10 protein-coding genes are annotated in these 13,460 nt (G+C 74.2%); 5 read left to right on the top strand and 5 right to left on the bottom strand.

The window, feature by feature from the left end; genetic code table 11:
* Nucleotides 1-69: 69 nt before the first annotated feature.
* Complete coding sequence (locus EJK15_RS49400) at nucleotides 70-2,697, bottom strand: CHAT domain-containing protein (protein ID WP_138717405.1); 2,628 nt, start codon at nucleotides 2,695-2,697, stop codon at nucleotides 70-72.
* Between the two features lie 100 nt (nucleotides 2,698-2,797).
* Between EJK15_RS49400 and EJK15_RS49395 the strand changes: the two genes are divergently transcribed.
* From EJK15_RS49395 to EJK15_RS49385, 3 genes are all read left to right on the top strand, one after another.
* Complete coding sequence (locus tag EJK15_RS49395) at nucleotides 2,798-4,147, top strand: S8/S53 family peptidase (RefSeq protein WP_138717404.1); 1,350 nt, start codon at nucleotides 2,798-2,800, stop codon at nucleotides 4,145-4,147.
* A 73-nt stretch (nucleotides 4,148-4,220) separates the two neighbouring features.
* Nucleotides 4,221-4,802 (top strand): RNA polymerase sigma factor, encoded by a 582-nt coding sequence (locus tag EJK15_RS49390; protein WP_138717403.1) that lies wholly within the window; start codon nucleotides 4,221-4,223, stop codon nucleotides 4,800-4,802.
* Between the two features lie 5 nt (nucleotides 4,803-4,807).
* Nucleotides 4,808-5,242, top strand: a complete 435-nt coding sequence (locus tag EJK15_RS49385; RefSeq protein WP_138717402.1) for a hypothetical protein — start codon at nucleotides 4,808-4,810, stop codon at nucleotides 5,240-5,242.
* A 63-nt stretch (nucleotides 5,243-5,305) separates the two neighbouring features.
* Here the strand turns inward: EJK15_RS49385 and EJK15_RS49380 are convergent, their stop codons facing one another.
* The 4 genes from EJK15_RS49380 to EJK15_RS49365 form a co-directional block, all read right to left on the bottom strand.
* Entirely contained in the window at nucleotides 5,306-8,041 is a 2,736-nt protein-coding gene (locus tag EJK15_RS49380; protein WP_171074980.1) for a helix-turn-helix transcriptional regulator, read from the bottom strand.
* 78 nt (nucleotides 8,042-8,119) lie between these two features.
* Complete coding sequence (locus EJK15_RS49375) at nucleotides 8,120-8,890, bottom strand: protein phosphatase 2C domain-containing protein (protein WP_138717400.1); 771 nt, start codon at nucleotides 8,888-8,890, stop codon at nucleotides 8,120-8,122.
* 69 nt (nucleotides 8,891-8,959) lie between these two features.
* Nucleotides 8,960-10,159 (bottom strand): cytochrome P450, encoded by a 1,200-nt coding sequence (locus EJK15_RS49370; RefSeq protein WP_138717399.1) that lies wholly within the window; start codon nucleotides 10,157-10,159, stop codon nucleotides 8,960-8,962.
* 53 nt (nucleotides 10,160-10,212) lie between these two features.
* Entirely contained in the window at nucleotides 10,213-11,322 is a 1,110-nt protein-coding gene (locus EJK15_RS49365; RefSeq protein ID WP_171074979.1) for a M24 family metallopeptidase, read from the bottom strand.
* 142 nt (nucleotides 11,323-11,464) lie between these two features.
* Between EJK15_RS49365 and EJK15_RS49360 the strand changes: the two genes are divergently transcribed.
* Entirely contained in the window at nucleotides 11,465-12,697 is a 1,233-nt protein-coding gene (locus tag EJK15_RS49360) for a PP2C family protein-serine/threonine phosphatase (RefSeq protein WP_138717398.1), read from the top strand.
* A gap of 10 nt (nucleotides 12,698-12,707) precedes the next feature.
* Nucleotides 12,708-13,460: 5'-3' exonuclease (locus tag EJK15_RS49355; RefSeq protein WP_138717417.1), on the top strand; the 753-nt coding region annotated here is incomplete at its 3' end.

The raw sequence follows: 13,460 nt of genomic DNA, 5'->3' as shown, positions 1-13,460 counted from the left end.
AATATGCATCTATTGCAGAATTCTTTCATGATCACGCGGTATCGATCAAGGTATCAGCACCGTGGCCGTTCAGCCTGCTCCGATGGCTATGAACGACACGTCGTCCCCTCTGGCCCGGCACAGCGCCTCGGGGAGTGAGAGGCCGCGGCGCAGGCCGTCGTGCAGGCCGGCCATGACGTGCACGGCGGTCTCGTCGTTCACGGGGACGACGCTGGCGGCGATGCCGGCGGTGCCGAGGCGCAGCAGGGCGGTGGCCAGGCCGAGCAGTTCGTCGGCGCCTACGGGGGCCATCTGGCCGGAGTCACAGCTCGACAGGACGAGGCGGTAGGGGGCGCGGCGCAGGCGTTCGAGGTCGTAGCCGGTCAGGGGGCCGTCGTCGAGGTGGAGCGAGGAGAACAGCGGGCTGTCGGCCCGGTAGGTGCCGTGCGCGGCCAGGTGGGCGAGGTCGCAGCCGTCGATGGCCGACAGCACGGCCGACGCGGTGGCCCGGCCTCCCGACAGGACGGTGGCGCGGTCGTACAGGGCGGCGATCTCGCGTACCTCGGCTTCGGCGTTGGCCACCCCGGGGCCGCGGACGAGCACGACGCGGCCGCCGGCGGCGGGGCGCGCGGCGGCCCTGGCGCGCAGCCAGGCGCCGGCGGACGGCGCCACGCTGAACGGGCGGCGGCGCAGGGACGGCAGCAGGGCCCACGGGGTGGAGTGCAGGATGCCCGGCGGCACCACCACGACCGGTCCGTCGCCGAGCATGTCCGCGACGGGGCCGAGCACGGCGGCCTCGAGCCGGGTGCCGAGGTCGCGCAGCTCGCGCGGGTCGGGGCGGGACTCGTAGGCCAGGCGGCGAAGCCTGGCGCGGGCGAACTCGACCTCCGCGACGGCGTCCGCGATGCGGCCCACCTGGTAGCGGCGTACGGTGCCGGCGCCGCACAGCAGGACGTGCAGGGTGCCGTCGATGACCACCAGCTCCGCCAGGCGGCCTTCGCCGAGAGCCGCCAGGATCCGCTCGGCGCCGTCGTCGCGTTCCCCGCGTTCGCGGGCGCCGCGCATGCGCAGCGTCGTGGCGCGTACCTGCGACTCCAGGCGGCACCTGTCGCGCTCCAGCACCGCGGACGAGGCCACGCCGTCGGAGCGGGCCCGCGTCAGCAGGTGCTCGGCCTCGCGCAGGGCCGCCAGCCGGGCCATGAGGTCGTCGTCCTCCGGCGGGCGTACGGCGGGCACGGCCAGCGCGGTGGCCCGCCAGCGCTCGGTCCAGGCCAGCAGGCGGCGGGTCTGGCCGGTGCGGAGGAGGTGGCGCTGGGCGAGCGTGGCCAGCTCGGCGCCCTGGGCGGTGGCCAGGGCGCGCAGCTCGGACGATCCGAGCGTGAGACGGTGCTCCTCCAGCAGGGCCAGCCCGGCGCGGCAGGCGTGCAGCAGGCGGCGCGGCCGCCCGGCGGCCTCGGCCCTGAGCGCCTCCGCCAGCCACCCGCCCACCCTGGACGTCGCCGGGCCCTTGCGCCTGGCGGTGGCCGCAGCGGCCAGGTGCCGGTCGGCCACGGCCGCCCTGCCCACGGCCAGCGCGGCCCGGCCGGCCAGCAGGTGCGCCTGCCATGCCTCCGGCGACCCCAGCCCCGCCAGCCGCCCGGCCAGCCGCTGAGCGTCCCGCAGCAGCTTGCCCAGGGCATCCCGCGACGGCTCGCCAAAGCCAGAATCCCCCGCACTCCGGCCCCCTGCCGCCCCACCTGACAAGGCGAAATCCGCCTGGATGAGGATCAGCCGGGCGTGGGCGGCCCACCAGGTGCGTCGCTGGCCGGCGAACAGGCGGTGAGCCTCGGCGGCGCGCCGGCGGGCCGTGGCCGGGTCGGCGGCCGGCAGCGCGGCCCTGGCGGCGATGAGCAGCAACTCGGCCCGCCGCGTCGCCTGCCCGCGCATCCGCGCCAGCAGCCGCAGCCCGTCCTCGGCCTGATCCAGCGCCTCCCGCGCCAGCCCGGCCGCGAGCAGGACGGCGCACCGGTCGGCGATCAGGTCGAACATCGGCGTCCCGAGCTCCTTGAACCGCCGCTCGGCGTCGTCGAGCAGAGCGAGCGCGGCGGGCAGATCGCCGGTGCGGAACGCGGCGACCCCCCGGTTCTGCACGGCGACCGCCGAGTCGTGGTCCTGGCTCGTGGTGCCGAACATGCGCTGCGCGGTACGGAAGTCCGCGTCGGCCTGCGCCACCGACCCCAGCGCGAGGCAGACGTGCCCGCGCAGGGTCAGCGCCCGGGCCGCCCACACGGTGTCGTGCGCGGCGAGGAGGGCGGGCACCGCGCGCCGCAGATCCTCCAGCGCCTCCCCGTGCCGCCCCAGGATCCAGCGGGCCCCCGCGCGCCGGAACAGCACCCTGGCCCGCGTGGTCCGGCCCGCGCGGGCCGCGGCGGCGTCGAGCGAGGCCAGGCCCGACCTGGTCCGGCCGTCGTGCAGCAGCGCGATGCCGAGCGTGGCCAGCACGTCGGCCTCGCGGTCGGCCGAGCCGGCACGCCGCGCCAGGCGTACGGCCTGCCGCAGCTCTCTGATGGCCGCGCCGAGGTCGCCGAACTCGCGGTACAGGATGCCGAGCGCCTGCCTGGCGATCGAGGACTCGTACGGCCCGCGCCCGCCGGCCAGCACGCGCCTGGCCTCGGTCAGGGCCTCCTTGGGTCTCGCGAAGACCTGGGCGAGCAGGTCGTGCGGATCATCCCCGGACACGAGTCCGATCGTAGAAGCCGCGCCCCTCGGGCGTCCACGCTGTATCAGCAGGCGCTCTGGCCGCTCTTAACACATGTAGCCACGAGGAGGGACGGCAAGGATGACCACACCGGACACCCGTTTCTGGGAGCAGCTCGAGATCATCAACGACGCCCTGCCGGACGGCGTGCGGGCGGTGGCCGGTCCGGAGGGCGCCGCGGAGGGCTCCACGCGGGTCCTGCCCGAGTTCGCCTACCTCGAAGGGCACATCCTGGTACGGGCGGCCGATGCCGAGCGGGCCGTCTCCGCCGTCCAGCGCCTCCAGCCCGGCCCCGACACGGTCCGCATGTCCTGGCCGGCCCAGACCAGGCAGCGGGACCGCATCGGCGTGCGCAGGCTCTCCGTCGGCTCCAGGAACGCCTGCCGCACGGTCGAGCTGCTGGCCGGCGAGGACATCTCCGCCGGCCTCGTGCACTTCGTGTCGGTCTCCGGCGTCAACCTGTGCCCGGGCGACGAGCCCATCCCCAGCTCCGGACCGCTCAACCCGCCCATCTCGGGCCGCGACCGCGGCGAGAACGTGACCGTCGCCGTCATCGACACCGGCCTCGTCCACGACTACCTCGACCACCAGTGGCTGGCCCAGAGCGCGGGCGTGCCGAACGTCCCCATGGTGGACGGCGACGTCACCGCCCCCGGCGACGAGCTCGACGCCAACGGCCTGATCAAGCCGTACGTGGGCCACGGCACGTTCATCGCCGGGGTGCTGCGCTGCGTCGCCCCCGCCACCACCGTGCGCGTCCACAACGCCTTCCCGTACGGCGGCGCCGCCATGGAGGACGAGCTGGGGCTGATCCTGCTGCAGACCATGGACGTCCACGGCTGGCCGGACATCATCTCCCTGTCGGCCGGCACCCGGACCGACAGCGCCGCCGCCCTGCTCGGCCTGGCCGACTTCATGGACGAGCTGGCCGGCCACCCGGGCACGGTGCTGGTGGCCGCCGCCGGCAACGACGGCGAGACGCTGCCGTTCTGGCCGGCCGCGTACGCCGCCGAGCCGGTCAACGCCGCGGGCGACGTGGTCGTCTCGGTGGGCGCGCTGCGCGAGGACGGTGCCGGCCGGGCCTGCTTCAGCAACCACGGCGACTGGGTGAAGGTCTACGCGCCGGGCGAGCGGCTGGTCAACGCGTTCACCTCCGGCCCGTACCAGTACGGCTACCCGCACCGCACCACCTGCCGCTTCTCCGACCCGTCGATGTACCCGGCCTGCACGTGCATCGCGCCGCTGCAGGAGGGCGACAAGGCCACGTTCACCGGCCTGGCGGAGTGGAGCGGCACGTCGTTCTCCGCGCCCCTCGTGGCGGGGCTGATAGCGGCCCGCATGTCGCAGGAGCAGGTGTCCTCCCGCGTGGCCGCCGGGCAACTGGTGGCGGGGCGGCTGTCCGTACCGGATTTGAGTGGTTTCCTGCGATGAGGCCAAGTCGCCTGCCCTGGAGCGGCTCACCCCATATCATGTGCTTCCCGCCGGCTAGGAGGGAGCATCCGCCGTGGACGACACCGCAGCTCTGGTCACGGCGGCCAGGGACGGGGACCCGGCGGCGTGGAGCCGGCTCTACCAGCGCTTCAGCGGGCTGGTGTGGGCCGTGTCGAGGAGCTGTCTGATGAACGCCTCCGACGCCCAGGACGCGTGCCAGTCGACGTGGTACCTCTTCGCCGAGCACCTCACCAAGCTCAGAGACCCGAGCCGGGCCGGCGCCTGGCTGGCCACGACGGCCAGGCACGAGGCGCTCCGCGTCCTCCGCACCAGCGGCAGGGCGGTGCCGGTGGACGATCTGGAGCTGCTCGGGCTGGACGCCGACGAGCGATCGCCCGAGCTGCTCCTGCTGGAGGCGGAGGAGGAGAGCGAGCGGGCCGAGCGCGATCAGCTGCTGTGGAGCACGTTCGAGGAGCTGCCCGACCGGTGCCGGCGGCTGCTGCGGGTCCTGATCGCCTCCCCGCGGCCGAGCTATCAGGAGATCGCGGACGGACTGGGCATGGCGGTCGGCAGCATCGGCCCCAACCGGGGGCGATGCCTCAAACGGCTGGGCGACCTGATCAGCCAGCGCGGCGTGAGCGGCATCCTGGGGTGAAGGACATGGACGACGATGGCATGGAACTGGAGGAACGGCTCCGGGCGATCGCCGGGCAGCTCGATCCGGTCCCGCAGGAGCTGTACGACGAGGCGATGCGGGCGTACGCGCTCAGGACCCTGGACGCGGAGCTGGCCGAGCTGACGTTCGACTCGTGGGACGAGCTGTCGGCCACCCGGGTCAGGGGCGGACGGGCGCGGCTGCTGACGTTCACCGGGAACGGGCTGGTGGTGGAGCTGGAGGTGACGGACGGCAGGCTGGTGGGGCGGCTGTCCGGCGGACCGGCGGACATCGAGGTGCAACGGCGGGACGGCGGCAGCCGGCTGCGCTCGGACGAACTGGGCCGGTTCACCACCGGCGTGCTGGCGCCCGGACCACTGCGGCTCCGGGTCAGCCCGGAACACGGCGAGCCGGTGGTGACCTCCTGGATCCGGATCTGACGAGCGTCCGGCCCCGGCCGGCGTCGCGGGGGTGCAGGCGGGCCGGGGTGCCGAGCCGGGCGCCTACGCCGACTGGGCGTCGGTGGCGACCATGGTGGCGAGGGCGACCCGGGAGCCGATCCCGAGCTTGGTGTAGATCTTGCCGATGTGGTATTCGACGGTCTTGACGCTGATGAGCAGCTCTGTGGCGATCTGCCGGTTGGTCAGCCCGTGCGCCACCAGCGTCGCGGTGCTGAGCTCCTGGGGGGTGAGCCCGAGCCGTACCGGGGCGTGCGGCTCCAGGCCGCACGCCTCCAGCTCCTGCCCGCACCGGTCCGCGAGCGGGCGCGCCCCCAGCCGTTCGAAGATCGCCCGGGCGGCGCTCAGCCGTTCCGCGGCCGCCCTGCGCCGGCCCGTACGCCGCAGCAGCCGGCCCAGGTCCAGCAGCACCCTCGCCTCCTCCACAGGGCAGACCCCGGACTCGACCAGTGCCAGCGCCAGGCCGAAGCTCTCCTCGGCCTGCCGTGGAACGTTCCTGGCAGCCAGCAGCAGCGCGCCCAGCCTGATCCGTTCGGCCTGCCCGCGCGGTCCCGCCGGCCGTACCGGGCCGCTCTCGTCGAACGCGGTGAGCGCATGCTCCGCCTCCGCCAACCGCCCGCCCGCGACCAGCGCCTCGATCCGGCGCGGCCGCGGATCGGGCACGAACGGATCCCCTGGCAGCGCGTCCCCGGCACCCGCCGCCGGGGACGCGTCCTCGACACCGAGCAGCGCCATCGCCAGGCCCGCCTGGGCCTCCCCCATGGCATGACGCATGCCGCGGGCGGCGGCCATGGCGGCGGTGGCATGGGCAAGCGCCCGCTCGTGCTGCCCCCGTGCCGCGAGCGGCGCCACGCACACCGCGGCCAGGCAGGGCAGCAGCCACCGCTGGCCGAGCGCCGTCGCCTCGGAGAGCGCCCGTTCGGCGCGGGCGACCGCGTCGTCCCAGCGGGCGGCCGCGTGCTCGGCGGCGGCCAGCAGCGCGGTGGCCAGCAGCCGGTGGTGCGGCAGTCCGTCCTCCTCCGCCCCGGCCACGACCTGCCTGAGCACGGCGCACGCCTCGCCGGGCGCGTCTCGTCCGAGGAGCGCGACGGCCGCCGCAAGACTGTGCGGTGGCGCGCCGGCGCTGGGTGCCCCTCCCAGCGCCAGCACGTCGTACGGCCTGGCGACCGCGCCCTGGATGGGCTGCTCGATCGCCAGCCGGGCCCAGCTCACCGCCGCCGCCCGGTCCCCCGTGACCAGGTGCAGCCAGGCCAGCTGCTCCGCCACGTCGGCGGCGAACCCCGGCTCTCGATGCCGCCACGCCTGAGCCAGCGACTCCGCCGCCTCATCGAAGCGCCCAGATGCGAACGCCAGCCGGCCCAGCACGTACTGGCGCGCCGCGTGGGGGTCGGAGTCGTGCGAAGCACGCACATCGGCTTCCCGCATGGCGCCCAGGTCGGCGTCGCGTCTGGTCCGGGCTCCGGCGAGCCGCGCCGCGTGGAGCACGTCGCCCCCGATGAGGACGTGCTCCAGCATGGCCGTGCGCAGCTCGTCGCGGCGCGCCGGAGCCCGGGTCGGCTCCGTGAGCCCGGCGGCCAGCTCCAGGTGGGCGGCGGCCTCCCGCCACTGCCCGTGTTGTGCGGCCTTGGCCGCGTACCCGGCCAGTTCCTCGGCCAGGACGTCATCGGGGCCGCTCGCCGCGGCGGCCCGGTGCCGCAGCGCCGTACCGGTGTCGCCGGCCTGCGCGGCGGCGGCCAGGTGCAGGCGCGCCCGGGTGCCCGCACCGAGCCCGTCGTAGGCGGCGGCCCGGGCGAGGGGCTCGGGGAAGTCGATCAGGCGGCCGGGCAGCTCGCGGAGCAGCCCGGCCGAGATGGCCTCCTCGAGGGTGTTCAGCGGCTCGTCGAGCCCGTCGGCCACGGCGGCGGCCACGTGCAGCGGGCACCCTCCCCCGAGGACCGCACAGGCGGCGACGAGCTGCCGGGCGGCGGAGGCGCAGCCGTGCAGGCGGCGGGTGAAGGACCGCAGGTACGTGCCGGGCGCCGGCAGGCGTACACCGGCGTCCTCCAGGACCGGCAGGGGTACGATCTCGAGCAGGGCGCGGGCGTGCAGCGGGTTGCCCAGGGTGTGCTCGCGCAACCGCTCGGCCGCCTCTTCGCTGAGCCCGGGCACCCGCTCGACGCGACTCGGCCCAAGCCCTTGGCCGGCCAGCTCCGCCAGATCGGCCGCGCTCAGCCCGCCGAGCGTGACGCGGAGCGTGCCGTCGCCGGTCAAGAGGCGCCGCAACCCGTCGGGCAGCCATGGGTCGGCCAGGTCGCGGCAGGCGACCAGCACCAGCACCCGGCCCGCCCGCATCCGCCGCAGCACATAGCCCAGGGCGCACAGCGACGGCCGGTCCGCCCACTGCGCGTCGTCGACCAGCACCGCCACCGGCCCGTGCGCCTGCAACGCCCCGATGACATCGCAGATCGCCTGCCCCGCCGCGCACGGATCCTGCCCCATCGCCTTGAGCCCCGCCGCCGCGAAGCCCTCCGGCCCCGCGACTGGCGAGCCTTCAGGTTCCGCCCCATCCAGACCCGCCTCCGCGAGCTGCCGTATGACGCCGAGCCCGAGCTGCCGCTCGCTCTCCTCGCCGCTGGCCGCCAGCACCCGCACGCCCGCCTCCCCGTCGAGCGCGTGGTGGACGAGCGCGGTCTTGCCGATCCCCTCCGGCCCTTCGATCGCCACCCTCCTGGCGCAGCCACCCCCCGCCGCGCTCAGCTCGGCACGCAGTAGGGCCAGCTCCGCCGTCCTGCCGACGAACATGCGCACTCCCTCCGCCGCCCTCGCCATGCCAGAGCGGCGCGGGCAACGTCTGATACACCCCAGCGTGTCCAGGTACGGTCAGCGCGTAGGAGCCCTCAACCGCCCCCAGGCTGCGGTGGCGTCATCGTGCCGCTTCCCGCGCACCGGCCCGCGCACCCCCTCCAGCTCGCGCACGGCCTCGATCACCGCATGCGGCCCCTTGCCGTCCAGGGCGGTCGCCAGGTCGTCCCAGCTCCAGCCGTACCAGTCGACGAGCCGCGCCACCCCGTCGGTACACGCCCCCACCGCCCGCACCGCCCGTACGTCCACCGCCCCGCTCACCCCGTGAGAGGCCGCCTCGGGCCGGGCGCCGGCCACCCAGAATCCGCCCGGTACGTTGCGCATCCGCCGCACCAGCTCCACCGTGTACGGCCGCCCGCCCGGCAGCCGCTCCAGCCGGTCGTCGGCCACCACCTCGACCCCGCCGCCCACCAGCGAGAGCATCACCGGCGAGTCCCCGAGAACGAGATACTCCACCCGCCCCCGCCCGGCACGCACCATGGCCACCGTCGCGGACGGCGAATCCGGGTTGCCCAGATCACAACCGCCCCCGTGCGCCGCCACCGTCTCCTCGATGGCTCCCTCCAGAACCCCGGCCAGCGGCGTGTCGCCATCGACGCCCAGCCTCGCCGCCAGCGCCCCGCCGAGCCGAGTCACCAGCCACCGCACGTCGTGCGCGCACCCGCTGTCCACCCCGGCCGCCGCCGTGGCCCCGTCGAGCACGACGACCCAGGACGGCCCGGCGATCACCAGATCCTCGTTGGGCCGCTCGGAGCCGGGGCTGGTGGCGTACGTGACCTCCGCGAACATGACAGCGACTGTGCCACAGTGACCCCGTGACCTCGAACGCCCTCCAGCGCGCGCTCACCGACCGCGCGATCAGCGCAGGCCGGCCTTGCGTACGGGCAGCCGCACGGGCCGGACGATGATGGTGCCCTCCGTCCACGCCACGTCGCGGGCGGGCGCGGCGAGCGTGAGCTCGGGCAGCCGCTCGACCAGCACGCCGAGGATCTCCTGCAGCTCCATCCTGGCCAAGTTCGCGCCCAGGCAGTAGTGCGGGCCCCGGCCGAACGCCAAATGCTGCTGCGTCGTATCGCGCCGCAGGTCCATGACGTCCGGGTCGGGGAAGACCGACGGGTCGAAGTTGGCGCCGGCGAAGGAGGCGACCACGCCCTCGCCCTTGCGCACGGTGCCCGACGGGAGCTCGACGTCCTCGGTCGCCACCCGCAGCAGGGGGCTGTCGCCCGGCTGCTCCGTCCTCAGCAACTCCTCGACCGCGCTCGGGACCAGCTCCGGCCCGGCCACCAGCCGCTCGTAGCCGTCGCGCGGGTCGAGCAGCCTGAACATCGACCTGGCCAGGACGGATCCGGTGGTCTCGTGCCCGGCCAGGAACAGGCCGAGCGTGTTGCGCACCAGCTCCTCCTCGTTCAGCCGGTCCTCGCCGTCGCGGGCGTGGATCATCGCGGCCAGCAGGCCGTCGCCGGGATTCTCGCGATGGGCGGCGATCATCTCGGCGACGTAGCCGTAGAACTCCATCGCCGCGGTCAGCTTCTCCTCCTCCGACAGGCTGGAGGTGGACAGCATCGCGTCCGACCAGGCGCGCACCCGTACGGCGTCGATCCCCGGCACGCCCACGATGTCGCAGATGATCTGCACGGGCAGCGGGAAGGCGAAGTCGTTCAGGAAGTCGAACTCCTCGGGCAGCGCGTCGACGAGGTCGTTGGTGAGCGCACGCAGCCTCGGCCGCCAGCCGTTGACCCGGCGCGGCGTGAACACCCCTGTCAGCAGCCTGCGCAGCCGCGTGTGGTCGGGCGGGTCCATGCTGATGAGGCTGCCGGGCGCGTCGCCGATGGTGAACCCGGGGAACATCCTGGGCGAGCCGGGACGGCTGAGGTCCCGGCTGAAGCGCGGGTCGCTCAGGACGGCGGCCGCGTCCCGGTAGGTCGTGGTGAGGTACGCCGTGTCGCCGCTGGGCAGCCGTACCTTGCCCAGCGGCTCCTTCTCCCGCCGTTTCGAGTACGTCCCGGCAGGGAGGCCCCGTGGACCGGGCATGAACGGATATTGCTCAAGTTCGGCCATGATTCGGACGGTATACACCGAAGAGATCGGCCGATAGACCTGCGCGGGGCCCGCTACACGACCACGAGGTCGCGCGGCGTGTTGTTCAGCCGTTCCCCGCCGCTCTCCGTGCAGACCACGATGTCCTCGATCCTGGCGCCGTGCCGGCCCGGCAGGTAGATGCCCGGCTCGACCGAGAAGGCGAAGCCGGGCTCCAGCGGCTCGCCGTTGCCGGCCACGATGTACGGCTCCTCGTGCGTCTCGATCCCGATCCCGTGCCCGGTCCGGTGGATGAAGTACTCGCCGTATCCGGCCTCGGCGATCACGTCGCGGGCGGCCGCGTCGACCGACTCGCACGACACGCCGGGCCGCACCGCCGCGCACGCCGCATCCTGGGCGCGGCGCAGCACCTCGTAGTACGCGGCGAAGTCGGCGGGCGGCTCCCCGACGCTGTACGTGCGCGTCGAGTCCGAGCAGTAGCCGTTGTGCAGCTGGCCGCCGATGTCGACCACGACCGGCTCGCCCGCCTGGATCACCCGGTCGGACACGTCGTGGTGCGGGCTGGCGCCGTTCGGGCCGGAGGCGACGATGACGAAGTCGACCGTCTCGTGCCCGGCGGCCAGGATCGCCTCGGCGATGTCCCGGCCCACCTCGCGCTCGGTACGCCCGGCCCGCAGGAACCCGGGCACCTGCCGGTGGACGGCGTCGATCGACTCCCCGGCCGCGCGCAGCGCCGCCACCTCCTCCGGCGACTTGCGCATCCGCAGCTCCCGCAGCACGCTTCCGGCCAGCACCTGCTCGGCGCCCGGCAGCACCTCGCGGAAGCGCAGCGACGACATGGCCCACATCCGGTCGGCCAGCCCCACCTTGCCGACCCGGCCCAGCCGCCCGGCGACGAGCGCGTACGGGTCGTCGGTCTCGTCCCAGGCCACGAACTCAAGCCCGAGCCGCGAGGCGGGTGAGGCCTCGGCGGCGGGCAGCTCCAGGCGGGGCACCATCATGTAGGGCTCACCCGACGCGGGGACCACCAGGCACGTCAGCCGCTCCAGCGGCTTGGCCTCGTAGCCGCTCACATAGCGCAGATCGGGGCCGGGTGTGAGCAGCAGGGCGTCGAGCCCGCTCTTGGCGGTGGCCTCCTGCACGGCGGACAAACGGGACACGGGATACAGGTCTGAGGACGTCACAGGCACAATCTACTCGGGTCACGCCTCCTAAAATCTGCGAAAAGCTCTCACAACACGGGAAGCGATCGCTACACTCCGTTCAACAACGATCACGTAGTGTGGGGACAATTGTCCAGATCCACTGCACTTTGAGAGTGAGATTATGGTCGACGTCATAGGCGCGGCCGGGCTGCTCGGTCAAGAAAGCGACGCCGAGATGCTCGCCGTACGGCTGGCGCACGCCCAGCGGCTCGGCAACATGGGCTGGGCGGAATGGCACCTCCACACCGGCGAGACGATCTGGTCCGACCAGGTGTACACGATCTTCGGCCGCGACCCCGGCGAGGGCCCCATCGCCCTGTCGCACCTGGCCAAGCACGTCGAGCCCGCGGACGTGGCGGCGCTCGACCAGCTGCTGTGCTCCGCCGTTCAGGGCGTCGAGCCGGTCCAGGCCGAGTTCCGCATCCGCCGCGGAGGCGAGCTGCGCGACGTGCGGATGGTGCTGGAGCCGCTGATGGCCCCCGGCGGGCCCATCGGCCTGCACGGCGTCATCCAGGACATCACCGGCCGCCGCCGCGCCGAGCGCATGATGTCGGAGTCGCGCCGCCAGCTCCTGGAGGCCCGCGAGCAGGCCGCCGAGGAGCGCCACGTGATGCTGGCCCTGCGCGAGGCGATCCTGCCCGACCCCGCCTGCCCCCCCGACCTGCGGCACACCAGGATCGCGGTGCGGTACGTGCCCGCCGAGAAGACCGCGAACCTGGGCGGCGACTGGTTCGAGGCCGCGCCCGCCCCCGACGGCCGCCTGCTGCTGGCCATCGGCGACGTCTCGGGCCACGGCCTGCCCGCGATCGCCCGCATGGCCCAGCTCCGCCACGCCCTCGTCGGCCTCGCCATGACCGGCCGGCCCGCCAACCGGCTGCTGGACTGGCTGAACGAGCTGGTCCTGCACCAGCTCAAGGACACCACCGCCACCGCGATCATCGGCCATCTGGACCCGGAGACCCGGGTGTTCGCCTGGAGCCAGGCCGGCCACATGGCGCCCATCCTCGTGCGCGACGGGGCCGCCGGCCGGCTCGACCAGCCCAAGGGGGTGCTGCTCGGCGCCACCTCCGGCCGACCGTACGAGCTGGCCACCACCCGGCTGCTGCCCGGCGACCTGCTGCTGATGTTCACCGACGGGCTGGTGGAGCGGCGTACCCGCGACATCGACGTCGGCCTCGACCTGGCCCTGGCCGCCGCCCGCGACGTGCCGGGCCGCGATCTGGAAGCCGGGCTCGACCGTCTCCTGTCCGACATCGGCGGCCCCAACCCGGAGGACGACGCGTGCCTGCTCGCGGTGGGCATCCTGGGGCCGGAGGGAGGAGAGGGCGAGGACCCGCCGGGAGTGCGACCATAGACAGGTGCTGATGCTTCTGGACACCCCGTCTCTCTACTTCCGGGCCTTCTTCGGCGTCCCGGACTCGATCACGGCTCCGGACGGCTCGCCCGTCAACGCGGTACGCGGCCTCATCGACATGATCGCCACCCTCGTGCGCCGGCACTCCCCCACGGAGCTCGTGGCGACCATGGACGCCGACTGGCGGCCCGCCTTCCGGGTGGCGGCGATCCCGACGTACAAGGCGCACCGCGTCGCCCACGGCGACCAGGAGGTGGTGCCCGACGCGCTCGTGCCGCAGATCGCCGTCATCCAGGAGGTGCTCGACGCCGTCGGCATCGCCCGCCTGGAGTCGCCCGGCTACGAGGCCGACGACGTCATCGGCACGCTCACCCACCAGGCCACGGGGGCCGTCGACATCGTCACCGGCGACCGCGACCTGTTCCAGCTCGTCGACGACACCCGCCCGGTCCGCGTCCTCTACACCGCGCGCGGCATCCGCAACCTGCAGATCGTGGACGAGGCGTTCGTCACCGCGAAATACGGCATCCCCGGCCGCTGTTACGCCGACTTCGCCACCCTGCGCGGCGACCCGAGCGACGGCCTGCCCGGCGTCCCCGGCGTCGGCGAGAAGACCGCGGCGGCCCTCATCACCCGCTTCGGCTCGCTCGACGCCATGCTGGAGTCCCTGGACGCGGGCGCCTCCGACGGCTTCCCTGCCGGCAGCCGCACCAGGCTGGCCGCCGCCCGCGACTATCTGCGCGCCGCCCCCGCCGTCGTCGAG

Source organism: Nonomuraea basaltis (assembly GCF_005893125.1).
Taxonomy (GTDB): Bacteria; Actinomycetota; Actinomycetes; order Streptosporangiales; family Streptosporangiaceae; genus Nonomuraea; species Nonomuraea basaltis.
The sequence above is the reverse complement of the archived record's forward strand: the minus strand, read 5'-3'. Positions and strand labels throughout refer to the sequence as shown.